20 protein-coding genes are annotated in these 26,315 nt (G+C 52.1%); 7 read left to right on the forward strand and 13 right to left on the reverse strand.

The genetic code is table 11. From position 1 onward, the window contains the following. Window positions 1–101 precede the first annotated feature (101 nt). Window positions 102–1,202, forward strand: a complete 1,101-nt coding sequence (gene trmA, locus AABJ99_RS22370; RefSeq protein ID WP_039021604.1) for a tRNA (uridine(54)-C5)-methyltransferase TrmA — start codon at window positions 102–104, stop codon at window positions 1,200–1,202. 39 nt (window positions 1,203–1,241) lie between these two features. Here trmA and yijD read toward each other — a convergent pair whose 3' ends face one another. Both yijD and fabR read right to left on the reverse strand, forming a co-directional pair. Continuing rightward, a complete protein-coding gene (yijD, locus tag AABJ99_RS22375) occupies window positions 1,242–1,601 on the reverse strand; it encodes a YijD family membrane protein (protein ID WP_000806411.1) in 360 nt (119 codons plus the stop codon). Continuing rightward, window positions 1,601–2,251 carry an HTH-type transcriptional repressor FabR gene (fabR, locus tag AABJ99_RS22380; protein ID WP_001309117.1) on the reverse strand — a complete coding sequence of 217 codons (651 nt, stop codon included), beginning with the start codon at window positions 2,249–2,251 and terminating at the stop codon, window positions 1,601–1,603. Before fabR ends, yijD begins: the two co-directional genes overlap by 1 nt. A 331-nt stretch (window positions 2,252–2,582) precedes the next feature. Between fabR and sthA the strand changes: the two genes are divergently transcribed. After that, window positions 2,583–3,983 (forward strand): Si-specific NAD(P)(+) transhydrogenase, encoded by a 1,401-nt coding sequence (sthA, locus tag AABJ99_RS22385; protein WP_001120810.1) that lies wholly within the window; start codon window positions 2,583–2,585, stop codon window positions 3,981–3,983. Here sthA and oxyR read toward each other — a convergent pair. The 6 genes from oxyR to argC all read right to left on the reverse strand — a co-directional run bounded on the left by oxyR (window position 3,966) and on the right by argC (window position 11,406). Further along, window positions 3,966–4,883 (reverse strand): DNA-binding transcriptional regulator OxyR, encoded by a 918-nt coding sequence (gene oxyR, locus AABJ99_RS22390; RefSeq protein ID WP_001025939.1) that lies wholly within the window; start codon window positions 4,881–4,883, stop codon window positions 3,966–3,968. The two genes, sthA and oxyR, sit on opposite strands and share 18 nt — an antisense overlap. Before the next feature lie 250 nt (window positions 4,884–5,133). Beyond that, window positions 5,134–6,417: an MFS transporter gene (locus tag AABJ99_RS22395; RefSeq protein ID WP_000382176.1), complete on the reverse strand. Its 1,284-nt coding sequence runs from the start codon at window positions 6,415–6,417 to the stop codon at window positions 5,134–5,136. Between the two features lie 66 nt (window positions 6,418–6,483). Beyond that, window positions 6,484–7,698 (reverse strand): D-mannonate dehydratase ManD, encoded by a 1,215-nt coding sequence (gene manD, locus AABJ99_RS22400; RefSeq protein ID WP_000690928.1) that lies wholly within the window; start codon window positions 7,696–7,698, stop codon window positions 6,484–6,486. 485 nt (window positions 7,699–8,183) lie between these two features. Then, window positions 8,184–9,557: an argininosuccinate lyase gene (argH, locus tag AABJ99_RS22405; protein ID WP_039021603.1), complete on the reverse strand. Its 1,374-nt coding sequence runs from the start codon at window positions 9,555–9,557 to the stop codon at window positions 8,184–8,186. A 60-nt stretch (window positions 9,558–9,617) separates the two neighbouring features. Beyond that, window positions 9,618–10,394, reverse strand: a complete 777-nt coding sequence (gene argB, locus AABJ99_RS22410; RefSeq protein WP_001362445.1) for an acetylglutamate kinase — start codon at window positions 10,392–10,394, stop codon at window positions 9,618–9,620. A gap of 7 nt (window positions 10,395–10,401) precedes the next feature. Next, window positions 10,402–11,406 carry an N-acetyl-gamma-glutamyl-phosphate reductase gene (gene argC, locus AABJ99_RS22415; protein WP_000935360.1) on the reverse strand — a complete coding sequence of 335 codons (1,005 nt, stop codon included), beginning with the start codon at window positions 11,404–11,406 and terminating at the stop codon, window positions 10,402–10,404. Window positions 11,407–11,559: 153 nt separating this feature from the next. On the opposite strand from argC, the gene argE reads away from it, so the two are divergent. The 4 genes from argE to yijO all read left to right on the forward strand — a co-directional run bounded on the left by argE (window position 11,560) and on the right by yijO (window position 18,581). Further along, window positions 11,560–12,711 carry an acetylornithine deacetylase gene (gene argE / locus AABJ99_RS22420; protein WP_001306635.1) on the forward strand — a complete coding sequence of 384 codons (1,152 nt, stop codon included), beginning with the start codon at window positions 11,560–11,562 and terminating at the stop codon, window positions 12,709–12,711. A gap of 301 nt (window positions 12,712–13,012) precedes the next feature. Further along, complete coding sequence (gene ppc, locus AABJ99_RS22425; protein ID WP_001005598.1) at window positions 13,013–15,664, forward strand: phosphoenolpyruvate carboxylase; 2,652 nt, start codon at window positions 13,013–13,015, stop codon at window positions 15,662–15,664. A gap of 183 nt (window positions 15,665–15,847) precedes the next feature. Next, complete coding sequence (gene eptC / locus AABJ99_RS22430; RefSeq protein WP_000556307.1) at window positions 15,848–17,581, forward strand: phosphoethanolamine transferase CptA; 1,734 nt, start codon at window positions 15,848–15,850, stop codon at window positions 17,579–17,581. Window positions 17,582–17,729: 148 nt separating this feature from the next. Beyond that, on the forward strand, window positions 17,730–18,581 hold the full coding sequence (gene yijO / locus AABJ99_RS22435; protein WP_338387455.1) for an AraC family transcriptional regulator: 852 nt from the start codon (window positions 17,730–17,732) through the stop codon (window positions 18,579–18,581). On the opposite strand, the gene frwD is transcribed toward yijO, so the two are convergent. Genes frwD through frwC form a run of 5 tightly spaced genes read right to left on the reverse strand, consistent with a single transcriptional unit; the run spans window position 18,568 to window position 23,499 of the window. Continuing rightward, window positions 18,568–18,909 (reverse strand): PTS fructose-like transporter subunit IIB, encoded by a 342-nt coding sequence (frwD, locus tag AABJ99_RS22440; protein WP_000323849.1) that lies wholly within the window; start codon window positions 18,907–18,909, stop codon window positions 18,568–18,570. The two genes, yijO and frwD, sit on opposite strands and share 14 nt — an antisense overlap. Window position 18,910: 1 nt before the next feature. Further along, window positions 18,911–19,789, reverse strand: a complete 879-nt coding sequence (gene pflC, locus AABJ99_RS22445; RefSeq protein ID WP_039021600.1) for a [formate-C-acetyltransferase]-activating enzyme — start codon at window positions 19,787–19,789, stop codon at window positions 18,911–18,913. Beyond that, window positions 19,755–22,052 carry a formate C-acetyltransferase gene (pflD, locus tag AABJ99_RS22450; RefSeq protein WP_039021599.1) on the reverse strand — a complete coding sequence of 766 codons (2,298 nt, stop codon included), beginning with the start codon at window positions 22,050–22,052 and terminating at the stop codon, window positions 19,755–19,757. The genes pflC and pflD overlap by 35 nt, the downstream gene beginning before the upstream one ends. A gap of 50 nt (window positions 22,053–22,102) precedes the next feature. After that, entirely contained in the window at window positions 22,103–22,423 is a 321-nt protein-coding gene (frwB, locus tag AABJ99_RS22455; RefSeq protein ID WP_000161265.1) for a PTS fructose-like transporter subunit IIB, read from the reverse strand. A gap of 14 nt (window positions 22,424–22,437) precedes the next feature. Then, window positions 22,438–23,499 carry a PTS fructose transporter subunit EIIC gene (gene frwC, locus AABJ99_RS22460; RefSeq protein ID WP_338387456.1) on the reverse strand — a complete coding sequence of 354 codons (1,062 nt, stop codon included), beginning with the start codon at window positions 23,497–23,499 and terminating at the stop codon, window positions 22,438–22,440. Window positions 23,500–23,807: 308 nt separating this feature from the next. On the opposite strand from frwC, the gene ptsP reads away from it, so the two are divergent. Then, window positions 23,808–26,309, forward strand: a complete 2,502-nt coding sequence (ptsP, locus tag AABJ99_RS22465; protein ID WP_039021598.1) for a phosphoenolpyruvate--protein phosphotransferase — start codon at window positions 23,808–23,810, stop codon at window positions 26,307–26,309. Window positions 26,310–26,315 lie beyond the last annotated feature (6 nt).

Below are 26,315 nucleotides of genomic sequence, written 5' to 3' on the forward strand. Positions count from 1 at the left end.
TACTGTCCAGACGTAGCTCACAAATAGGAATTCATCAAGATCTGGACATCTGATGAGCAATCCCTACAATCGCCGCGTACATTTCATTTTCAGGATACATCATGACCCCCGAACACCTTCCAACAGAACAGTATGAAGCGCAGTTAGCCGAAAAAGTGGTACGTTTGCAAAGTATGATGGCGCCGTTTTCTGACCTGGTTCCGGAAGTGTTTCGCTCGCCGGTCAGTCATTACCGGATGCGTGCGGAGTTCCGCATCTGGCACGATGGCGATGACCTGTACCACATCATTTTCGATCAACAAACCAAAAGCCGTATCCGCGTGGATAGCTTCCCCGCCGCCAGTGAACTTATCAACCAGTTGATGACGGCGATGATTGCGGGTGTGCGTAATAATCCAGTTCTGCGCCACAAGCTATTCCAGATTGATTACCTCACTACGCTGAGTAATCAGGCGGTGGTTTCCCTGCTGTACCATAAAAAGCTGGATGACGAATGGCGTCAACATGCGGAAGCTCTGCGCGATGCGTTGCGCGCACAAAATTTAAATGTGCATCTGATTGGTCGGGCAACGAAAACCAAAATCGCGCTGGATCAAGATTACATCGACGAACGTCTGCCGGTCGCAGGGAAAGAGATGATCTACCGTCAGGTAGAAAACAGTTTTACCCAGCCGAACGCGGCGATGAATATTCAGATGCTGGAATGGGCGCTGGACGTCACCAAAGGCTCAAAAGGCGATTTACTGGAGCTGTACTGCGGCAACGGTAACTTCTCATTAGCCCTGGCGCGCAATTTTGATCGGGTATTAGCCACCGAAATCGCCAAGCCGTCGGTCGCTGCCGCGCAATACAACATTGCCGCTAACCATATTGATAACGTACAAATTATTCGTATGGCGGCAGAAGAATTTACTCAGGCGATGAAGGGTGTGCGCGAATTTAATCGCCTGCAAGGGATCGACTTAAAGAGTTATCAGTGCGAAACCATTTTTGTCGACCCACCGCGCAGCGGTCTGGACAGTGAAACCGAGAAAATGGTGCAGGCGTATCCACGTATTCTGTATATCTCCTGCAATCCGGAAACGTTATGCAAGAATCTGGAAACATTAAACCAGACGCACAAGGTTGAACGTCTGGCTCTGTTTGATCAGTTCCCCTACACGCACCATATGGAGTGCGGCGTACTACTGACCGCGAAGTAAAATCTATGCCGGATGCGCCAGCATCCGGCATGATACCGATTACTCAGCAACTTCCTGCTTACGGTTACGCATCTTCGCGCCAATCCAGAACACCATAATGACGGACAGTACTGCCGGGAAGAAGTTAGAGCCGATATCCGGATATTCCGCACGAACTACCGTGCTGTACAGCAGTACGCCGAGAATAAAACAAGCAGCAGCCAGACCCGGCAAGCCTACCGGCATAGTGCGATTAAGATAACGTTGATGCAGGCAGTAAACCGTCAGCACCAGGGAAATAATCGGGAATACAGAAAATGGCACAATGGAGCTAAACAGCGCTGCGAAAGTACCATTAATCGATAAGCCAGCAACTAACGCCAGCAGCAGCGTACCTCTATCTTGATTTGCTTGTTTCATTACTCGTCCTTCACATTTCCCGGAATAATTGCGGTTTTCTCTTGTTCACGGCGATACCAGTAATAAGCCCCTTTCGAAATCATTCGCAGTTGCAGTACCAGTCGCTCTTCTAATTGCCGACGTTGTTCGACGCCGACGTCCAACGCCTCGGCACCCGCACTGAAGACAATCGTCACCATGGCTTCGGCTTGCGCTTCAGTAAACGCACGCGGCATATGGTTTTCGAGTTCCAGATAGTCCGCAAGTTCCGCAATGAAGTGCTGAATTTCACGCGCAACGGCGGCACGAAACGCAGCGGAGGTGCCGGAGCGTTCCCGCAATAATAACCGGAAGGCGTTAGGATTATTACCGATGAACTCCATAAATGTGGAGACCGAGGTGCGGATCACACTCCCGCCTTTGGCGATACGCTGACGCGCCTGGCGCATGAGTTGGCGTAGCATTAAACCGCTCTCATCAACCATGGTCAGACCGAGTTCGTCTACGTCGCGAAAATGCCGGTAAAAAGAGGTGGGAGCAATGCCCGCTTCACGCGCCACTTCACGCAAACTCAGGCTGGCGAAGCTGCGTTCAGCACTTAATTGGCTAAATGCGGCTTCCACCAACGAACGGCGGGTTTTTTCTTTTTGTTGCGCTCTTACGCCCATCACGATGTCTGAATCCTTGCCAAAAGTACTGCTGGCACTATACCAGAGAATGAACATACTGGATTGCTCCAGTGTTGTGAATGAACCGTAACGCAATAAAACATATTTACTGCAATTCTTTGGCCGGTTCTTTTACGTACAACGGAAACCTGCCACTTAAACGGTGAGTACTGGCGATAAAAATCCAATAAAACGTTCAAGGCAAAAGTAAGAAACAGACAAAGCAAAGGCCGCTCACGATATAGCCAGATAAATGACGGGGATCAATTGGCTTACCCGCGATAAAATGTTACCATTCTGTTGCTTTTATGTATAAGAACAGGTAAGCCCTACCATGCCACATTCCTACGATTACGATGCCATAGTAATAGGTTCCGGCCCCGGCGGCGAAGGCGCTGCAATGGGCCTGGTTAAGCAAGGTGCGCGCGTCGCAGTTATCGAGCGTTATCAAAATGTTGGCGGCGGTTGCACCCACTGGGGCACCATCCCGTCGAAAGCTCTCCGTCACGCCGTCAGCCGCATTATAGAATTCAATCAAAACCCACTTTACAGCGACCATTCGCGACTGCTCCGCTCTTCTTTTGCCGATATCCTTAACCATGCCGATAACGTGATTAATCAACAAACGCGCATGCGTCAGGGATTTTACGAACGTAATCACTGTGAAATATTGCAGGGGAACGCTCGCTTTGTTGACGAGCATACGTTGGCGCTGGATTGCCCGGACGGCAGCGTCGAAACACTAACCGCTGAAAAATTTGTTATTGCCTGTGGTTCTCGCCCTTATCATCCAACAGATGTTGATTTCACCCATCCACGCATTTACGACAGCGACTCAATTCTTAGCATGCACCACGAACCGCGCCATGTACTTATCTATGGTGCTGGAGTGATCGGCTGCGAATATGCGTCGATCTTCCGCGGTATGGATGTAAAAGTAGATCTGATCAACACCCGCGATCGTCTGCTGGCGTTTCTCGATCAAGAGATGTCAGATTCTCTCTCCTATCACTTCTGGAACAGTGGTGTAGTGATTCGTCACAACGAAGAGTACGAGAAGATCGAAGGCTGTGACGACGGTGTGATCATGCATCTGAAGTCGGGTAAAAAACTGAAAGCTGACTGTCTGCTCTATGCCAACGGTCGCACCGGTAATACCGATTCGCTGGCGTTACAGAACATTGGGCTGGAAACTGACAGTCGCGGACAGCTGAAGGTCAACAGCATGTATCAGACCGCGCAGCCGCACGTTTACGCGGTGGGCGACGTGATTGGTTATCCGAGCCTGGCGTCGGCAGCCTATGACCAGGGGCGTATTGCCGCACAGGCGCTGGTGAAAGGAGAAGCCACCGCACATCTGATTGAAGATATCCCTACCGGTATTTACACCATTCCGGAAATCAGCTCTGTGGGCAAAACCGAACAGCAGCTGACCGCGATGAAAGTGCCATATGAAGTGGGCCGCGCCCAGTTCAAACATCTGGCACGCGCACAAATCGTCGGCATGAACGTGGGCACGCTGAAAATTTTGTTCCATCGGGAAACAAAAGAGATTCTGGGCATTCACTGCTTTGGCGAGCGCGCTGCCGAAATTATTCATATCGGTCAGGCGATTATGGAACAGAAAGGTGGCGGCAACACTATTGAGTACTTCGTCAACACCACCTTTAACTACCCGACGATGGCGGAAGCCTATCGGGTAGCCGCGTTAAACGGTTTAAACCGCCTGTTTTAACACTTTATCGAAATGGCCATCCATTCTTGCGCGGATGGCCTCTGCCAGCTGCTCATAGCGGCTGCGCAGCGGTGAGCCCGGACGATAAACCAGGCCAATAGTGCGGCGTGGTTCCGGCTTAATACACGGCAAATAAACAACCCCATCGCGTTTGCGCTCCGGCGGCACAGCCAGTGCAGGCAGTAAAGTGATCCCGCTACCTGCCGCCACCATGTTGCGCAGAGTTTCCAGGCTGGTCGCGCGGAAGTGTGTATCTTCATCCGCCCCGGCTTCAAAGCAGAACCCCATTGCCTGATCGCGCAAACAGTGACCATCTTCCAGCATCAGCAGTTTTTCCCCTGCCAGATCGGCCATCGGTACGCATTCGCGGTTCGCCCACGGGTGATCTTCATAGATAGCCAGCAACATTGGCTCATCAAACAACGGCACTTCAATGAATGCTTCGCTCTCTTTCACCAGCGCGAGGATCACGCAATCGAGTTTGCCGCTGTCCAGTTGCGCCAGTAACTGGTGGGTCTGTGCTTCATGCAGATACATTTCCAGCTTTGGAAAGGTCTGGTGCAGCATCGGGATAATATGCGGTAACAGGTAAGGCCCAACCGTGGGAATCAAACCAATATGCAGCGGTCCGGACATCGTCTCACCCTGCTGGCTTGCCATCTCTTTAAGGACTTTCACCTCACGCAGCACGGTACGCGCCTGATCCACCAGCAGCATTCCCGCCTGGGTGAATAACACTTTACGGCTGGTCCGCTCCAGCAACATCACACCCAGCTCATCTTCCAGCTTACGAATTTGCCCGCTAAGCGTCGGCTGGCTAACGTGGCAGGAATCTGCCGCACGCCGAAAATGGCGGTGTTCAGCCAATGCCACCAGGTACTCAAGATCACGAATATTCATTATCCATCCTCCATCGCCACGATAGTTCATGGCGATAGGTAGAATAGCAATGAACGATTATCCCTATCAAGCATTCTGACTGATAATTGCTCACAGAAACGGAGCGGCACCTCTTTAACCCTTGAAGTCACTGCCCGTTTCGAGAGTTTCTCAACTCGAATAACTAAAGCCAACGTGAACTTTTGCGGATCTCCAGGATCCGCTTTTTTTTATTCTACAGGCCCACAGCAAGAGAGCCTGATAGTAACAGTTACTCAATCCGATCTTTGACAATAAAGAAGTAACACAGCGCCCCGGTGAACGTCACACAGGCCGCGATAACCAGCGCCAGATTAAACGAGTGCGTGGTATCCACTACCCAACCGGTTACGATCGGAGCAAAGGAAGCAAAAACAAAACTGCCAAAGTTTTGAATCCCGGCGATGGAAGCCACTTTTGTTTCTGACACCATCACCTGCACCAGTCCCCATGCAGATGTTCCCGCGAAATGCACGCAGAAGAGCGCCATTGAGATAAACGCTACAGCCTGGGCTGGCGAGGAGGATTGCACGACCAGCAACGTGCCTAATGCCGACATCATCAAACCGCAGACAATAGCCGTTTTACGCGTCTTCGCCAGGTCGTAGCCTTTTTTCGCCAGCCGATCGACAACAATACCGTTAACCCACATCCCGACCGCCGCCGCGAGGAAAGGAATCGCCGCCACCCAACCGGTTTTCGCCAGACTGAAGCCTTGCTCGGCTTGTAAATAACCGGGTAACCACGCGATGTAGAGCCAACCGGTATAATTGACGCCAGAGAAACCTAAAATCATCCCCCAGGTTGTCCGATGCTTAAACAGCGCCAGCCACTCGCTAAATTGTAATTGTGGACGCGGTTTAACCGGCGCGGAGAGATAGGTCCGTTCTTCGTCGGTCAGGACAAACTGCGCCCGGTTGCGATACCACGCGTACCAACAGATCCCAACCAGAATCCCCGCCACGCCGATGATGACGAACATTGCCCGCCAGCCCCATGCCAGCTGCATCAATACAAGAGCAGGAGGCGCAATAGCCTGACCGATAACGGTAGATGAGTTAAAAATCCCCAGCGCCGTACCGCGTTCTTTTTGCGCATACCAGTCGGTGATCGACTTTACTCCCGCAGGCATAAATGGCGCTTCGCCAATACCCAGACCGATACGCATTAAAATAAAGTGGCTAAAAGAATTAACCATTCCTGTTAATGCCTGCATTAATGACCAGAATATTAAGCCTGCACCTAAAACTATTCGTGGGCCAAAGCGGTCTAGCAAAATACCGGAAGGGAGTTGTGAAAAACCATAAGACAGAGAAAATGCAGAAAGCAAAACGCCAAATTCTGTCGCCGATAATCCTAACTCGCCACGAATCGCTTCGCCTGCCACGCTCAATGACGAACGGTCGAGGAAATTAACGATCCCCGCCATAAATAATAAAACCAGCGTTACTGTCTGAATACGACGAATCCGTTGCGGTTTATTACCCGCAACACTGGTTGACACATCAACGTCCATTTTTAGCTCCTTGAGCGGAATCAATCGATTTGCTGACTATTCAGAAAATAATTAAGCGAACCGTTATTACCAGTTCCACAATGTGCCATCTTCCAGTCGTGCGACGGGGAGATACGCCGGGTCATACGGATATTTCGCCGCCAGTTTCTCATCGAAAGAAATACCCAGCCCCGGTTCATCGCCTGGGTGCATATAACCTTCATCGAAGCGCCAGCTGTGCGGGAAGACTTCAAGCATTTGTTCGGAATAGCCCATGTACTCCTGAACACCAAAGTTTGGCACCCAGAGGTCAAAATGCAGCGCCGCCGCATGACAAACAGGCGATAAATCTGAAGGGCCATGCGAACCGGTACGTACCTGATAAAGCGATGCAAAATCGGCAATCCGTCGCATCCCGGTAATGCCGCCTGCATGGGTAATCGTCGTGCGAATATAGTCAATCAGCTGCTCTTCGATTAACTGCTTGCAGTCCCAGATACTGTTAAACACTTCACCGACCGCAATCGGCGTCACAGTATGCTGGCGAATCAGACGAAAACATTCCTGGTTCTCGGCAGGCGTCGGATCTTCCATCCAGAACAGGCGGTAATCCTCAATGCTCTTCCCAAAGCGCGCCGCTTCGATAGGAGTCAGGCGATGGTGCATGTCATGCAACAGATGTTCGTTAAAACCGAACTTATTACGCACCGCTTCAAATAACTTCGGTGTAAAATCGAGATACTTTTCTGAAGACCACAACTGCTCTTCCGGCCACAGGCCTTTGGTTGCCGGTTCATACGCCAGTCCTTTGCCCTTCGCCAGGCCATAAGTGGTTTGCATACCCGGTACACCGCACTGCACACGAATCGCCTTAAAGCCCATCTGCTGGTGCTTTGCATAGTCTTCAAGGACTTCATCAATCGTGCGCCCGGTGGTGTGGCAATAAACCATCACGCCTTCACGAGAAGCCCCACCAAGCAGTTGATACAATGGCATATTTGCCGCTTTGGCTTTGATATCCCACAACGCCATATCAATGGCAGAAATGGCCGACATCGTGACGGGGCCACGTCGCCAGTAAGCACCTTTATAAAAGAATTGCCAGATATCTTCGATACGGCTGGCATCGCGGCCAATTAATTGTGGACAAAGATGATCTTTCAGATAAGAAGCGACCGACAATTCGCGACCATTTAATGTGGCATCTCCCAATCCACAAAGTCCGCTTGCAGTGGTTATTTTAAGCGTAACGAAATTACGTCCTGGGCAAGTAACAAAAACATCTGCAGCAATAATTTTCATTATTGCAATCTCCTGTGTTGTAAATAGACGCTTCAAACTTAATTTTACGCCTACTACCATACAAGAGAGAAAGAGCGATTGTTCAACCGTGATCACATTAAAAATAAAAATTTCCGCCGAGGAGAAAAAAACCCCTCAAAAACCACCTGAATAATTAACCATCATCGTTAAAACAACACATTAAATAATCACATAACAAACTCCATTAATCATTAAAAATGAGCGCAGCAATAGAAATGAATTATATTCAATTAATTAAAATATGTATTGATTGATGTATTGAAAATATGATTTTCATGGGGAGAGTGAAGGTAAAGAAGACGCAAGAATAAAAAGGAATATGACAAATAATAGTTCTGGTTGGGCGTTAAATTTAAGGTCACCAGAATGCTGACAAATTTCTGCCTGAGGCAGTCCGCCTACGTAGTGTCGCTACTTTATAGGCGTGGTAAGCTCCCCATTTTCAGGGGAGCAATATAAACCAATTACTCCAACCGCGCCTGCGCAAAAGCAATCGCCTGCGCCACCTGCTGCGGGGAGACGCCGCCTTTTGCTGCACGCTTGTCGAGGCACGATTGCAGCGACAGAATCGGATAGACATCTTCGCCAATCACCTGACTGAATTTCTGCAACTCACTGAGCGGCAGTTCTTCCAGCGGTTTGCCCTGACGAATGGCTTCCACCACCGCTTCACCCACAATATGGTGCGCCTCGCGGAACGGCACACCTTTCGCCACCAGGTAATCCGCCAGTTCAGTGGCGTTCGCATACCCCTGCTGCGCCGCTTCCTGGCAACGCGGACGTTTCACCTGAATGCCGTCCAGCACCAGCGCCGCCATATGCAGGCAGTCCAGCCAGGTATCGAGCGCGTCGAACAGACCTTCTTTATCTTCCTGCATATCTTTGTTATAGGCCAGCGGCAGACCTTTCAGCGTCATCATCATGCCAGTCAACGCGCCCTGAACACGACCGCATTTACCCCGAATCAGCTCCAGCGCATCCGGGTTTTTCTTCTGCGGCATTAATGATGAACCGGAAGTAACACGATCAGAAAGCTCCACAAAACCCGCTTCGCCAGTGTTAAAGAAAATCAGATCTTCGGCAAAACGCGACAAATGCACCATACCGATAGCGGCGGCAGAAAGCAGTTCCAGCACGTGGTCGCGGTCAGAAACGCTGTCGAGACTGTTACGGGACGCCGAGGCAAAGCCCAGCCAGCCTGCTAACTGTTCACGGTCGATTTCATAGGCCGTTCCCGCCAGTGCGCCACAGCCTAACGGGCTGACATCCAGACGCTTAAGCGCATCCTGCAAACGGCTTTCATCACGCGCCAGCATCTCAACATAGGCCAGGCACCAGTGCGCGAACGTCACCGGCTGGGCGCGTTGCAGGTGAGTGTAACCAGGCATTACCGCGTCCTGATTATTCTGCGCGGTCTCGACCAGAGCGGATTGTAACTGTCGGTTAGCCGTCAGCAACTCGCTAACGGTATCCTTGCACCACAGTTTCAGGTCAGTCGCTACCTGATCATTACGGCTACGCCCGGTATGCAATTTTTTGCCTAACTGGCCCACTTTGTCGATCAGTTTGCCTTCCACCCAGCTATGGATATCTTCGGCGTCGCTTTCAAGAATTTGTTGTGGCCTGGCGCGAACATCTTCCAGCAGCACATTGAGCGCCTCTTCCAGTTGCACCTGTTCTTCTGCGGTTAACACGCCTACCGTTACCAGCGCTTTGGACCAGGCCACAGAGCCAACAATATCCTGCTCCGCCAGACGGTAATCAAAGCGCAGTGAGTCGTTGAATTGTTTAAACCGTTGATCTGCTGCCTGGGTAAAACGCCCGCCCCAAAGTGCCATAACTCTGTTTCCTTATTTTGAAATTCAATGCCAGAAAGCTACGTCTCCGGCCAACAAAACTTAAGCTAAAATCCGCGTACCCATCGGCATACCGTTAAACAGTGCCGGAAGTTGTTCCGCATGACGCCAGGAGGCGATATCTACCGGGCGACCCAGCGTGCGCGCAGCGTCCAGCGCCGCGTTCACTTTCACTATCATGCCGTCAGTAATAATGCCCTGCTCAATCAGTTGTTCTGCTTTCGCTGCGGTCATTTCGGCAATACGTTGTCCTTTGCCGTCGAGAATACCGCTGACATCAGAGAGCAAAATCAGATCCGCGCCCAGCGTTGCCGCCAGCGCCGTCGCCGCCTGGTCAGCATTGACGTTCATCAGTTGCCCTTCGTCCGTTACGCCAATGGAGCTGACCACTGGTAGATAACCGTTTTCCAGCAACGTGTTGATAAGCTTAGGCGAACCTGGCTGCGCCAGTCCAACATGGCCTAACTCTTCATCGAGCTGGGTCACTTTTACGCTGTCGCCGTCACCGAGAAACAAACCTACGGCTGCAATCTGATGTTTCTTCGCCCATGCCAGCAGGGTTTTATTTGCCGTTCCCGCCAGCGCTCCGGTGATAATGTCTATCTGATCCGCAGGCGTCACCCGCAGGCCGTTTTTCTTTTTCACCGGCAGATTCAGTCCTTTCATCAGCTCATCCACCACGCAGCCGCCGCCGTGGACAATCACCAGCGGACGCTGATGTGACTCGCGATAATTCACCAGGGCGCTAAACAGACGTTCCAGCGCCTCTTCACTATCCAGCAGTACGCCGCCCAGTTTGATAATTAATGGATTCATCATTGCACCCCTAAATAAGAGACTGCGTTTCCGCATAGCCGAAACGAATATTGGCGCACTGTACCGCTTGTGCTGCCGCGCCTTTCAATAAGTTGTCTTCGGTCGCCACAATAATCAGATGTTCCCCCTGAACGGCAAAACCGATATCGCAGAACGGCAGCCCGACGACATTTTTCAGCGCCGGAACGCCTTTGTCATACAACCGTACCAGCGGTTTATGGGCATACGCCTGCTGTAACGCTTGCGCGACTTGCGCCTGGTTCACGCCAGGCTTCAGGCGGCAGGTAATGGTTTCGAGAATGCCGCGCGGGAAATTGCCCAGATGCGGGGTAAAAATAACGTCAGCACCGAGATGCGTGGCGATCTCCGGCTGGTGGCGATGGGTAAAGACACCATACGGTTGCAGGCTAACTTCACAAAAACTATTTGAAATCGCTGCCTTACGTCCTGCTCCGCTCACACCACTGGTGGCGTTGATAACCGGCCACTGATTGAGGTCAAGAAGATCGGCATCAATCAACGGTTTCAGCGCCAATTGCGCCGCCGTCGGATAACAGCCAGGCACCGCAATTAAGTTCGCTTCTTTTAATTTATGACCGCACCACTCCGCCAGACCGTAAGCTGCCTGTTCCAACAGTTCCGGGTATTGATGGCTAAAGCCGTAATATTTTTCATAGAAGGTGGCGTCGTTAACACGAAACGCGCCGGAAAGGTCGAACACCACACAGCCCGCTTCAAGAAATTGTGGCGCTAAATCGTGACTAACTTCATGGGCAGTAGCAAGAAACACCACGTCCACCCCTGGGCTAAACTCACTGATATCCGACATCGGCTGCAACGGCAGATCAACGATGCCTTTTAGCTGCGGATGCAAATCGGAGATTAACTTTCCCGCATCATTGCTTTGCGCTGAAACAGTCAAAGCGGTTATGTTCATATGCGGATGGCGATTTACATAGGTCACTAGCTCTGCGCCAGCGTAACCGCTGGCACCCACAATCAGCGTATTCAACATCGGGGCTATTCACCTTCTTATGTCTGGTTGCCTGGTTAAACGTAAAACATTCACCTTACGGCTGGTGGGTTTTATTACGCTCAACGTTAGTGTATTTTTATTCACAAATACTGCATGAATATTGATACTATCATGACCAGAGGTGTGTCAACAATGAAAAACAAATTACCGCCATTTATCGAGATTTACCGTGCTCTGATTGCCACACCTTCAATAAGCGCCACGGAAGAGGCACTCGATCAAAGCAATGCAGATTTAATCACTCTGCTGGCGGACTGGTTTAAAGATTTGGGCTTCAATGTGGAAGTGCAGCCCGTGCCGGGAACTCGCAACAAATTTAATATGCTGGCAAGTACCGGACAGGGAGCTGGCGGTTTGCTGCTGGCGGGGCATACCGATACGGTGCCATTTGATGACGGCCGCTGGACGCGCGATCCGTTTACGCTGACAGAGCATGACGGCAAGCTTTACGGCTTAGGCACCGCCGACATGAAAGGCTTTTTTGCGTTTATCCTCGATGCACTACGCGATGTCGACGTCACGAAACTGAAAAAACCGCTCTACATTCTGGCGACTGCCGATGAAGAGACCAGTATGGCAGGAGCGCGTTATTTTGCCGAAACTACCGCCCTGCGCCCGGATTGCGCCATCATTGGCGAACCGACGTCACTACAACCGGTACGTGCACATAAAGGTCATATCTCTAACGCCATCCGTATTCAGGGCCAGTCGGGCCACTCCAGCGATCCAGCACGCGGAGTTAACGCGATCGAATTGATGCACGACGCCATCGGGCATATTTTGCAATTGCGCGATAATCTGAAAGAACGTTATCACTACGAAGCATTTACCGTGCCATACCCTACGCTCAACCTCGGGCATATTCACGGTGGCGATGCATCTAACCGTATTTGCGCTTGCTGTGAGTTGCATATGGATATTCGTCCGCTGCCAGGCATGACACTCAATGAACTTAATGGTTTGCTCAACGATGCATTGGCTCCGGTGAGCGAGCGCTGGCCGGGTCGTCTGACGGTCGACGAGCTGCATCCACCGATTCCTGGCTATGAATGCCCACCGAATCATCAACTGGTTGAAGTGGTTGAGAAATTGCTCGGAGCAAAGACCGAAGTAGTGAACTACTGTACCGAAGCGCCGTTTATTCAGACGTTATGCCCGACGCTGGTGCTGGGACCTGGCTCAATTAATCAGGCTCATCAGCCTGATGAATACCTGGAGACACGGTTTATCAAGCCCACCCGCGAACTGATCACCCAGGTGATTCACCATTTCTGCTGGCATTAAAACGTAGGCCAAACAATGTCGGATGCGATGCTTGCGCATCTTATCCGACCTACACCTTTGGTGTTACTCAAGGCGATTTTTTAACATTTCCATAAGTTACGCTTATTTAAAGCGTCGTGAATTTAATGGCGTAAATTCCTGCTATTTATTCGTTTGCTGAAGCGATTTCGCAGCATTTGACGTCATCGCTTTTACGTGGCTTTATAAAAGACGACGAAAAGCAAAGCCCGAGCATATTCGCGCCAATGCGACGTGAAGGATACAGGGCTATCAAACGATAAGATGGGGTGTCTGGGGTAATATGAACGAACAATATTCCGCATTGCGTAGTAATGTCAGTATGCTCGGCAAAGTGCTGGGGGAAACCATCAAGGATGCGTTGGGAGAACACATTCTTGAACGCGTTGAAACTATCCGTAAGTTGTCCAAATCTTCACGCGCTGGCAATGATGCTAACCGCCAGGAGTTGCTCACCACTTTACAAAATTTGTCGAACGACGAGCTGCTGCCCGTTGCGCGTGCGTTTAGTCAGTTCCTGAATCTGGCTAACACCGCCGAGCAATACCATAGCATTTCGCCGAAAGGCGAAGCAGCCAGCAATCCGGAAGTGATCGCCCGCACCCTGCGTAAACTGAAAAACCAGCCGGAACTGAGCGAAGACACCATCAAAAAAGCAGTTGAATCGCTGTCGCTGGAACTGGTCCTCACGGCTCACCCAACCGAAATTACCCGTCGTACGCTGATCCACAAAATGGTGGAAGTGAACGCCTGCTTAAAACAGCTCGACAACAAAGATATCGCCGACTACGAACATAACCAGCTGATGCGCCGCCTGCGCCAGTTGATCGCCCAGTCATGGCATACCGATGAAATCCGTAAGCTGCGCCCAAGCCCGGTAGATGAGGCCAAATGGGGCTTTGCCGTAGTAGAAAACAGCCTGTGGCAAGGCGTACCGAATTACCTGCGCGAACTGAACGAACAACTGGAAGAGAACCTCGGCTACAAACTACCCGTCGAATTTGTTCCGGTGCGTTTTACCTCGTGGATGGGTGGCGACCGCGACGGAAACCCGAACGTCACTGCCGATATCACCCGCCACGTCCTGCTGCTCAGCCGCTGGAAAGCCACCGATCTGTTCCTGAAAGATATTCAAGTTCTGGTTTCTGAACTGTCGATGGTTGAAGCAACTCCGGAACTGCTGGCGCTGGTCGGCGAAGAAGGTGCCGCAGAACCGTATCGCTATCTGATGAAAAACCTGCGTTCCCGCTTGATGGCGACACAGGCATGGCTGGAAGCGCGCCTGAAAGGTGAAGAAGTACCAAAACCAGAGGGTCTGCTGACGCAGAACGAAGAACTGTGGGAGCCGCTCTACGCTTGCTACCAGTCCCTTCAGGCGTGTGGCATGGGTATTATTGCCAACGGCGATCTGCTCGACACCCTGCGCCGCGTGAAATGTTTCGGTGTACCGCTGGTCCGTATTGATATCCGTCAGGAGAGCACCCGTCATACCGAAGCGCTGGGCGAACTGACCCGCTACCTCGGCATCGGCGACTATGAAAGCTGGTCAGAGGCCGACAAACAGGCGTTCCTGATCCGCGAACTGAACTCCAAACGCCCTCTTCTGCCGCGTAACTGGCAACCGAGCGCCGAAACGCGCGAAGTACTTGATACCTGTCAGGTAATTGCTGAAGCACCGCAAGGTTCCATTGCCGCCTACGTGATCTCGATGGCAAAAACGCCGTCCGACGTACTGGCTGTACACCTGCTGCTGAAAGAAGCGGGTATTGGATTTGCGATGCCGGTTGCACCGCTGTTTGAAACCCTTGATGACCTGAACAACGCCAACGATGTCATGACCCAGTTGCTCAATATCGACTGGTATCGCGGCCTGATTCAGGGCAAACAGATGGTGATGATTGGCTATTCCGACTCAGCAAAAGATGCGGGGGTGATGGCGGCTTCCTGGGCACAATATCAGGCACAGGATGCATTAATCAAAACCTGCGAAAAAGCGGGTATTGAACTGACGCTGTTCCACGGCCGCGGCGGTTCCATTGGTCGCGGCGGCGCACCTGCCCATGCGGCGCTGCTGTCACAACCGCCAGGAAGCCTGAAAGGCGGCCTGCGCGTGACCGAACAGGGCGAGATGATCCGCTTTAAATATGGTCTGCCAGAAATCACCGTTAGCAGCCTGTCGCTGTACACCGGGGCGATTCTGGAAGCCAACCTGCTGCCACCGCCGGAGCCGAAAGAGAGCTGGCGTCGCATTATGGATGAACTGTCAGTCATCTCCTGCGATCTCTACCGTGGCTACGTACGTGAAAACAAAGATTTTGTGCCGTACTTCCGCTCCGCTACGCCGGAACAAGAGCTGGGCAAACTGCCGTTGGGTTCACGTCCGGCGAAACGTCGCCCGACCGGCGGCGTCGAGTCACTGCGCGCCATTCCGTGGATTTTTGCCTGGACACAAAACCGCCTGATGCTCCCCGCCTGGCTGGGTGCAGGTACGGCGCTGCAAAAAGTGGTCGAAGATGGCAAGCAGAGCGAACTGGAAGCCATGTGCCGCGACTGGCCATTCTTCTCGACGCGTCTCGGCATGCTGGAGATGGTCTTCGCCAAAGCAGACCTGTGGCTGGCGGAATACTATGATCAACGTCTGGTAGACAAAGCATTATGGCCGTTAGGTAAAGAGTTACGTAATCTGCAAGAAGAAGACATCAAAGTGGTGCTGGCGATTGCCAACGATTCTCACCTGATGGCCGATCTGCCGTGGATTGCGGAGTCTATTCAGCTGCGAAATATTTACACCGACCCACTGAACGTATTGCAGGCCGAGTTGCTGCACCGCTCCCGCCAGGCAGAAAAAGAAGGCCAGGAACCGGATCCTCGCGTCGAGCAAGCGTTAATGGTTACTATTGCCGGGATTGCGGCAGGTATGCGTAATACCGGCTAATCTTCCCCCCTCCTGCAAACCCTCGTGCTTTTGCGCGAGGGTTTTCTGAAATACTTCTGTTCTAACACCCTCGTTTTCAATATATTTCTGTCTGCATTTTATTCAAATTCTGGATATCCCTTCAGATATCCTTAAGGAATTGTCGTTACATTCGGCGATATTTTTTCAAGACAGGTTCTTACTATGCATTCCACAGAAGTCCAGGCTAAACCTCTTTTTAGCTGGAAAGCCCTGGGTTGGGCACTGCTCTACTTTTGGTTTTTCTCTACTCTGCTACAGGCCATTATTTACATCAGTGGTTATAGTGGCACTAACGGCATTCGCGACTCGCTGTTATTCAGTTCGCTGTGGTTGATCCCGGTATTCCTCTTTCCGAAGCGGATTAAAATTATTGCCGCAGTAATCGGCGTGGTGCTATGGGCGGCCTCTCTGGCGGCGCTGTGCTACTACGTCATCTACGGTCAGGAGTTCTCGCAGAGCGTTCTGTTTGTGATGTTCGAAACCAACACCAACGAAGCCAGCGAGTATTTAAGCCAGTATTTCAGCCTGAAAATTGTGCTTATCGCGCTGGCCTATACGGCGGTGGCAGTTCTGCTGTGGACACGCCTGCGCCCGGTCTATATTCCAAAGCCGTGGCGTTATGTTGTCTCTTTTGCCCTGCTTTATGGCTTGATTCTGCATCCGATCGCCATGAATACGTTTATCAAAAACAAGCCGTTTGAGAAAACGTTGGATAACCTGGCATCGCGTATGGAGCCTGCCGCACCGTGGCAATTCCTGACCGGCTATTATCAGTATCGTCAGCAACTAAACTCGCTAACAAAGCTACTGAATGAAAATAATGCCTTGCCGCCGCTGGCTAATTTCAAAGATGAATCGGGTAACGAACCGCGCACCTTAGTGCTGGTGATTGGCGAGTCGACCCAGCGTGGACGCATGAGTCTGTACGGTTATCCGCGTGAAACCACGCCGGAGCTGGATGCGCTGCATAAAACCGATCCGAATCTGACCGTGTTTAATAACGTGGTGACGTCTCGTCCGTACACCATTGAAATCCTGCAGCAGGCGCTGACTTTTGCCAATGAAAAGAACCCGGATCTGTATCTGACGCAGCCGTCGCTGATGAACATGATGAAACAGGCGGGTTATAAAACCTTCTGGATCACCAACCAGCAGACGATGACCGCCCGCAATACCATGCTGACGGTATTTTCGCGCCAGACCGACAAGCAGTACTACATGAACCAGCAACGTACGCAGAGTGCGCGTGAATACGACACCAACGTGCTGAAGCCGTTCCAGGAAGTGCTGAATGACCCTGCACCGAAGAAACTGATCATCGTTCATCTGCTGGGTACGCATATCAAATACAAATACCGCTACCCGGAAAATCAGGGCAAGTTTGATGGCAATACCGATCATGTTCCGCCGGGACTAAGCGCAGAAGAGCTGGAGTCATATAACGATTATGATAACGCTAACCTGTATAACGATCATGTGGTTGCCAGCCTGATTAAAGACTTTAAAGCAGCAGACCCGAACGGTTTCCTGGTTTACTTCTCTGACCACGGTGAAGAGGTTTACGACACGCCGCCGCACAAAACTCAGGGGCGTAATGAGGACAACCCGACGCGTCATATGTACACCATTCCGTTCTTGCTGTGGACGTCAGAAAAATGGCAGGCAACTCATCCGCGTGATTTCTCGCAGGATGTTGATCGTAAATACAGCCTGGCGGAGCTTATCCACACCTGGTCAGATTTGGCAGGCTTATCTTACGACGGTTACGACCCAACCCGCTCGGTGGTAAACCCACAGTTCAAAGAAACCACCCGCTGGATTGGTAACCCGTATAAGAAAAACGCACTGATCGATTACGACACGCTGCCGTATGGCGATCAGGTGGGTAATCAGTAAATGACCTTTGTATCGCGTCTGGCGCTATTTGCCGGATGCGATACTGGCACAATGTTTACATCGCACTCCCATCAGGCCACACTTTTCAGGTGGCCTTTTTTCATAATGCCAGTTACTGTTTTCCCGTCTACATACCTAAGGGAATAACATGTATCACGACGTCAGCTATCTGCTCTCCCGCCTGATCAACGGCCCGCTGTCGCTGCGCCAGATTTACTTTGCCAGCAGCAACGGTCCGGTGCCCGATCTCGCATATCGGGTCGATTTTCCACGGCTGGAAATTGTGCTGGAAGGCGAGTTTGTTGATACCGGCGCTGGAGCAACGTTAGTTCCCGGCGATGTACTGTACGTTCCCACTGGCGGCTGGAATTTCCCACAATGGAAAACACCCGCTACCACCTTTAGCGTGCTGTTTGGCAAACAACAACTCGGCTTCAGCGTCGTGCAATGGGATGGTAAGCAGTATCAAAATCTGGCGAAGCAACACGTCGCCCGACGCGGCCCGCGCATTGGTTCTTTTCTGCTACAAACGCTCAATGAAATGCAAATGCAGCCACAGGAGCAGCAAACGGCAAGGCTTATCGTCACCAGCCTGCTTAGCCACTGCCGCGATTTGCTCGGCAGCCAAATCCAGACCGCCTCACGCAGCCAGGCACTATTTGAAGCTATTCGCGATTATATCGACGAACACTATGCCACCGCGCTTACCCGCGAATCTGTCGCACAGGCATTCTATATTTCACCAAACTATCTCTCGCACCTGTTTCAAAAAACGGGGGCCATTGGTTTTAACGAATACCTGAATCACACGCGACTGGAGCACGCTAAGACGTTATTGAAAGGCTATGACCTGAAGGTAAAAGAAGTGGCGCACGCCTGCGGCTTTGTCGACAGCAACTACTTCTGCCGTCTGTTTCGTAAAAACACCGAACGCTCGCCGTCGGAATATCGTCGGCAGTACCACAGCCAACTGACAGAAAAACCGACTACTCCAGAATAAGATGGGTTTGCTGCGGCGCAGAAAGCACTTTGCGCACCGCGCTCATTACCCGCTGCGGCTCACGCAGGAATGCGTAGATGCTGCATTGCACATAGCGGCAATGTTCAAATCGCTCGGCACCGGCAAGCTCGATATCCGTAATTAACAGCGCAACATCCGCCCGACGGATATCCTCGTCCGCTAAACGATTCTCCGTCCCCAGCGCGCCCTGAGTTTCAATGCTGACGCCCCACTTCTCTAACTGGCACAACTTTTCCAGCCGTTCCGCCGCCATATAAGTATGCGCCACGCCACTGACGCAGGCGGTTACTGCCACCAGGTATGCCATTTTAACCTCCCACGGTAACCTGAAATCCGGCCCGTTCTGCCATTTCGCGCATCGTTGTCACATCGGCTGACGACGGCGCAGGCACCTCTTTCATCGACCATGTTTTCCCCAGCAGGCGGTATTTCGGTTCGCCGTACTGGTGAAACGGTAACAGATGGATCTGCCTGATATTCAGCGGGATCAGTACGTCCAGCGCCTGCTGCATATTCTCCCGACTGAGCGTGAAACCTGGGATCAGTGGCAAGCGCGGTATCACATTAACACCTTCGCTCACCAGCAAACGCAGGTTCTCCAGCACGCGCGGCATGTTCATCTTCACCACATCCCGCGCCTGAGTTGCATCCATTATTTTTAAATCGAACAACACTTCATCGCACAATTTCGCCAGCGGTAACAACTTGCTGGTCGGCGCGTCTCCGGCAGTTTCAATGGCGCATGACACGCCCCACAGACGAAGTCGCTGTAAAAAACGGGTAGCAAACTCCGCCTGCATTAACACTTCGCCGCCAGAAAGCGTGACGCCGCCGCCGGACGTGCGAAAGAAAATGTCATCTTTCATCACTTCCCGTTCCAGCGCGTCAAGGCTGATATCGCGACCAATCCGTTCAAACGCGCCGGAGGGGCATTCATCCGCATCACGCAAACATTTTGCGCAGTGCAGGCATTTCGCCTCTCTGCGCACCGTCTGGATTTTGCCGGAGATCGACTCCGGATTAGCACACCACGGGCAAAGATGCGGGCAGCCTTTAAAAAAGACCACCGTACGAATGCCCTCGCCGTCATTCAGTGAATAACGCTGAATGTTGAAAATGCGCGCCACATCATCGCGGCGCGTTTCCACAACGTTACAGCTGATGCGCTGTCCGGCGGATGATGTCATCCTGGATCTCCTTCGACAATTCGACAAAGAAGGCGCTGTATCCGGCTACGCGCACCACCAGCCCGGCATAGTCCTGTGGGCGCTGTTGGGCTTCCCGCAACGTGTCAGCGTTCACCACGTTAAACTGAATATGCTGTAACTTAAGCTGGGTAAATGCCCGTAAGAAGTCGGCCAGTTTGCGTAATCCCGCTTCACCTTCCAGGGTCGCCGGAGTGAATTTCACGTTCAGCAATGTACCGTTAGAAAGCAGCGTGTTATCGAGCTTGCTGACTGATTTCAGTACCGCCGTTGGTCCTTGTGCGTCCTGGCCCAGCATGGGAGACAAGCCACCGTCTGCCAGTTGTTCCCCGGCAAAACGACCGTCTGGCGTCGCACCAACCACCGCTCCCAACGGGACATGAGCAGAAACGGTATACGATCCTGGCGTGAAGTAGCCGCCGCGCGGGTTCTGGTATTTTTCCACTTCTTTGCAGTAATGACGCAGGAGTTCGGCGCTAATGTTATCCACCTCGTCGATATCGTTACCGTATTTCTCAAAGCGGTTAATTAAGCGAGCGCGGACTTTTTCGCCTTCTGGCGTTGCGAAGTTGGCTTTTAATACCGACAGCAATTCGTCAAAACTTAAACGCTGTTGCTCAAAAACCATCCCTTTCAACGCATGGAGAGAATCGCTCAGGTTGGCGATACCGATCCCCTGTACGCCGGAGAAGTTATAACGCGCGCCGCCATCGGTAATATCGCGGCCTTTTTCCAGACAATCGCTGATAAACGACGAGAGCAGCGGTACAGGAGCCCAGTCACGGTGACCGATATCACAAATATTGCTGCCTTCAACCATCAGGGTGATGTAGTGGCTGATCTTGGCGCGGATCTGTTCCAGCAAACCTTCATAACTCAGCGTGGCATTACCTTCATTTTCATGCAGGCAGATTTCCATCACTTTCAGCAGGTTAAACATCGCGATGTCATGCAGACCATAGGTTCTGCCAGGAATAGATAACTCCACGCAACCCACTACGGAATAATCGCGCGCATCTTCCAGCGAAACGCCACGATTGAGGAACGCTGGCACCACCACTTCATCGTTGAAGATTTGCGGAATACCCGTGCCGAGGCGAATGGTTTCTGCGGTTTTCATCAGGAACGGCGTGTCGATCAAGGCGTTAGTGCGCACACCCAGGTTCGGTTGTGGTAATTGCACGCTTTGATAGGCATCGAGGCAAAGGAACGAAAGCACGTTCACCGCGCTACGTCCGTTTTCGGTTAACCCACCGAGCAGGGCGGTATAGCCGGTCGGGAAACCTGCAAAATAGCGCGCGCTGCTGGTGGAGCGTAACAGCACGATGTCGTTGCACTTCACCCATAAAGATTCGAGCAGTTCTTTCAGGAACGCCGGATCTTCGCCCTGGGTTAATGATGCCTGATAGAACGGCAACATATACTGGTCGAAGCGCCCTAAAGACAGCGAGCTGGCGTTGGATTCGTATTGCAGAATGATGTTCATGTACCAGAACAACTGGCACGCCTGCCAGAATGTCTGTGGCTTATGTTCGGCGTTATGGCGGGAGATCTCCGCGATAGTCAGCAGTTCTTCGCGACGCTGGGCATCAGTGCAGTTTGCCGCCATCGTTTCCGCCAGTTCGGCGTAACGCAAAATGTGTTTCTGCGAGGCTTCGAGCAATAACAGCGCAGCCTGATAAAAGTGATTCTCCGGCTGTTGCTGGCAATGTTGCTGCATCTGCGCCACCAGCTCACCCAGCCCGTGATTCAGCAGGCGCGGGTAATCAATAATGATGTGCCCCTGGCCTTTATCTGTCTGGTTGATACTGAAAATCTGCGTGCTGGTCGCGACTTTTACTTCATCCGTCATCTGCCCGTTGATGAAATCTTTCATCGAACGTTTTTCCCAGTATGGGAACAGCTCTTCGCGGTAGATACGTTTATCTTCTTCACTAATGGCAAAGCGGTCCTGCGGTCGCGTCGGAAATTGATCCAGCTCTTTCAGCAGCCAGTAAGGGTCCATTTCCGGCGACATAATCCCGGCGCGCGGTTTTACGGTACGGTTACCAGCAATCAGTTCTTCATCACGAATCGAAATTTCAACATGTTCAAGGATATACGCTGTTGCTTTCGCCCGGCGCAATATCACTGGTTCGCCTTCGGTTTGCCGATGGCTGGCGGTATAAAGCAGCGCCCGCTCCAGCGAGATTTCACGGGTATTAGCAAACAGTGCAGTTTTAAGGCGAGAGATACGATTCGTCATGAGGAACTCCTGTGGGAAAGCGAACCCGCCCTTACGGGCGGGATAAGAACTTAAGCGGTTTGCGCCAGGTGAGCTTCAATTTTGCTCATAATGGCATCAGCGCGTTTTACCGCGTCGCTGATGTTGACGCGCACAATGGTCTTGCCAGCAAAACGCTCTTCAAACTTGATGCCGATATCTTTGGTCAGAATCACCATATCGGCGCTCGCCACGTCTTCCGCAGTCAGTTCATTTTCCAGACCAATCGAGCCCTGAGTTTCTACTTTCACTTCCCAACCTTTCGCTTTCGCAGCGCTTTCAAGCGCCTCTGCCGCCATATAAGTATGGGCAACACCAGATGGACATGCGGTTACTGCAATAATTTTCGTCATGGCTCGTTCCTCAATTAATTAATTTCAAAATCCAGATCCAGGTCGTCTTCCTTCTCATCAGTCGAAGGCCCATTTTTACGCGCCAGACTTTTCAGCACGTTCACACAAACTGCTGTCACTACTGCGATATAACCCAGCTTGCCTTCAACCACCGGCAGCACAATCAGACCACCCCAGCCTGCATAGCACTGCGCACCGACCAGCGCCGCAGTTACTGCACCACAAACTGAACCGACCATGATGGAAGGAATGACACGCAGCGGATCGGCAGCGGCGAAAGGAATCGCCCCTTCAGTAACACCAACGCACCCCATCACCAGCGCCGCTTTGCCGGTTTCGCGCTCTTCTGCAGAGAAATTTTTACGACCAATCAGCGTCGCCAGCCCCATGCCCAACGGTGGAACACAAATCCCAACAGCGGCAATAGCCACCACGGTATAAACACCCTGAGCAACGCAAATCAGCATGAAGGCATAGGCCACTTTGTTAACCGGACCGCCCATATCGAACGCCAGCATCAGCCCCATGATCACCGCCAGCATAACAATGCTGCCCTGCTGCATCCCCTGTAGCCACTGAGTCAGGCTGTTGGTCAACGCACCCACCGGCTCGCCCAGTCCCCACATCATGACACCAGCGGTAATCAGTGTGCCGACGATCGGAATGATGAAGATTGGCATCACCGAGCGCAGAACTTTATGCACCGGAATTTTCTTCAGATAATGCACCACGATGCCGCCGATAATCCCTGCGATCAGCGCACCAAAGAAGCCCGCGCCAAAGCTGTTACCAACCCAGGCACCGATGGCGCACGGAGCCAGCGCAGAACGTTCTGCAATGGAATAACCGATGTACGCTGCGAGGAAAGGCACCATCAGCGTCAACCCCGCAACGCCGATATCAAACAGTTTTTTTAGATTCGGATCGGCTACGGCATCCGGCACTGCGCCTTTGCCATACAACATGACGGAAACCGCCAGCAAAATACCGCCCGATACCACGAAGGGAATCATGTGTGAAACGCCCGTCATTAAATGCTGACGGGTATTTTTCAGGATCTGCACCAACTCATTCATAAGCTGCTCCCGGGCTTGTGAAAGCCCATGTCCATATTTTTGATGAAGGAAACAATAGGCAATCGCAGGCGGAGCAAACAGTGGATAAAAAGGCCATTTACTGGACTTTTGTAATATCAGTACAAAAATGCGATCCGCCTCATAACTTGCGATAACCCGGAAGCATGCCGCAGAACGGCGTCTTGTGAGACGCGTCGCAAATTGACGGTTACATTACATTTGTCCAGATTTTGGCAGATTTGTCACATGGCAGGCCGTTGCCGTGCGCTCTTATCCTGTAAACAGAAAACCGTACCGGGAGAGAGGCAATGGCCCTGATTGTGGAATTTATTTGTGAGCTACCTAACGGCGTACATGCGCGTCCGGCAAGCCACGTTGAAACGCTGTGTAATACTTTTTCATCACAAATTGAGTGGCATAACCTGCGCACTGACCGCAAGGGCAACGCCAAAAGCGCCCTTGCGCTGATTGGCACCGATACGCTGGTGGGCGATAGTTGCCAGTTACTAATTTCCGGGGCCGATGAACAGGAAGCGCATCAGCGTTTAAGCCAATGGCTGCGCGATGAATTTCCCCACTGCGACGCGCCGCTGGCGGAAGTAAAATCTGACGAACTGGAGCCGCTGCCGGTTTCATTAACCAACCTGAATCCGCGTATTATCCGCGCCCGCACCGTATGCAGTGGTAGCGCAGGCGGCATTCTGACGCCAATCTCTTCTTTAGATCTCAACGCGCTGGGTAACCTCCCCGCAACCAACGGCGTTGACGCCGAGCAATCCGCGCTGGAAAACGGCCTGACGCTGGTACTGAAAAACATTGAGTTTCGTCTGCTGGATAGCGACGGTGCTACCAGCGCGATTCTGGAAGCTCACCGATCATTAGCGAGCGATACCTCTCTACGTCAGCACTTACTGGCTGGCGTGAGCGAGGGATTAAGCTGCGCCGAAGCAATTGTTACCAGTGCAAATCACTTCTGCGAAGAGTTCGCTCGTTCCAGCAGCAGCTACCTGCAAGAACGCGCGCTGGATGTGCGCGATGTCTGCTTCCAGTTACTCCAGCAAATCTACGGCGAGAAACGCTTTCCGGCACCGGGCAAGCTAACGCAGCCCGCCATTTGTATGGCGGATGAACTGACCCCTAGCCAGTTCCTCGAACTGGATAAAAATCACCTCAAAGGATTGTTGCTCAAAAGCGGCGGCACCACCTCACACACGGTGATCCTTGCCCGTTCGTTCAACATTCCGACGCTGGTTGGTGTGGATATTGATGCCCTTACTCCGTGGCAGCATCAAACGATTTATATCGACGGCAACGCTGGGGCGATTGTGGTTGAGCCTGGAGAAGCCGTAGCCCGTTATTATCAGCAAGAAGCCCGCGTACAGAACGCCCTTCGTGAGCAACAGCGTGTCTGGCTGACCCAACAAGCCCGTACCGCTGACGGTATCCGCATTGAAATTGCCGCTAACATCGCTCACTCCGTCGAAGCGCAGGCCGCATTCGGCAATGGTGCGGAAGGCGTTGGTTTGTTCCGCACTGAAATGCTCTATATGGATCGCACCAGTGCACCGGGCGAAAGCGAGCTGTACAACATTTTTTGTCAGGCGCTGGAGTCCGCCAACGGACGCAGCATTATTGTGCGCACTATGGATATTGGCGGTGACAAACCCGTTGATTATCTGAATATTCCCGCAGAGGCAAACCCGTTCCTCGGTTATCGCGCCGTGCGTATTTATGAAGAGTACGCGTCGTTATTTACCACGCAGCTACGATCGATCCTGCGCGCCTCCGCTCATGGTAGCCTGAAAATCATGATCCCGATGATCTCTTCAATGGAAGAGATCTTATGGGTGAAAGAAAAACTGGCAGAAGCTAAACAGCAGCTGCGTAACGAACACATTCCGTTTGATGAAAAGATCCAGCTCGGTATCATGCTTGAAGTGCCGTCAGTAATGTTCATCATCGATCAATGCTGTGAAGAGATTGATTTCTTTAGTATTGGTAGTAATGATCTGACGCAATATCTGCTGGCAGTGGATCGCGATAACGCTAAGGTAACTCGTCACTACAACAGCCTGAATCCGGCATTCTTGCGGGCGCTTGATTACGCCGTGCAGGCAGTGCATCGCCAGGGCAAATGGATTGGTCTGTGCGGTGAACTTGGGGCGAAAGGTTCCGTGCTGCCGTTGCTGGTCGGTTTAGGGCTGGATGAGTTGAGCATGAGTGCACCGTCAATTCCGGCGGCGAAAGCGCGGATGGCGCAACTTGATAGCCGCGAATGCCGCCAGTTACTCAACCAGGCAATGGCCTGCCGTACTTCGCTGGAAGTGGAACACCTGCTGGCACAATTCCGCATGACGCAACAGGACGCACCGTTGGTCACCGCCGAGTGCATCACGCTGGAAAGCGACTGGCGCAGCAAAGAAGAAGTGCTCAAAGGCATGACCGATAACCTGCTGCTGGCGGGCCGCTGCCGCTATCCGCGTAAACTGGAAGCCGACTTGTGGGCGCGCGAGGCCGTTTTCTCTACCGGTCTGGGCTTTAGTTTTGCCATTCCACACAGCAAATCAGAACACATTGAGCAGTCCACCATCAGCGTGGCGCGTCTGCAAGCGCCAGTGCGCTGGGGCGATGATGAAGCACAATTCATCATTATGTTAACCCTTAACAAACACGCTGCCGGCGATCAGCATATGCGCATTTTCTCGCGCCTCGCTCGCCGCATCATGCACGAAGAATTCCGTAACGCGCTGGTTAACGCCGCCTCTGCCGACGCTATCGCCAGCCTGCTGCAACATGAACTGGAACTGTAAAAGGAA

Origin of the sequence: Escherichia coli (assembly GCF_036503815.1) — a bacterium.
Taxonomy (GTDB): Bacteria; Pseudomonadota; Gammaproteobacteria; order Enterobacterales; family Enterobacteriaceae; genus Escherichia; species Escherichia coli_F.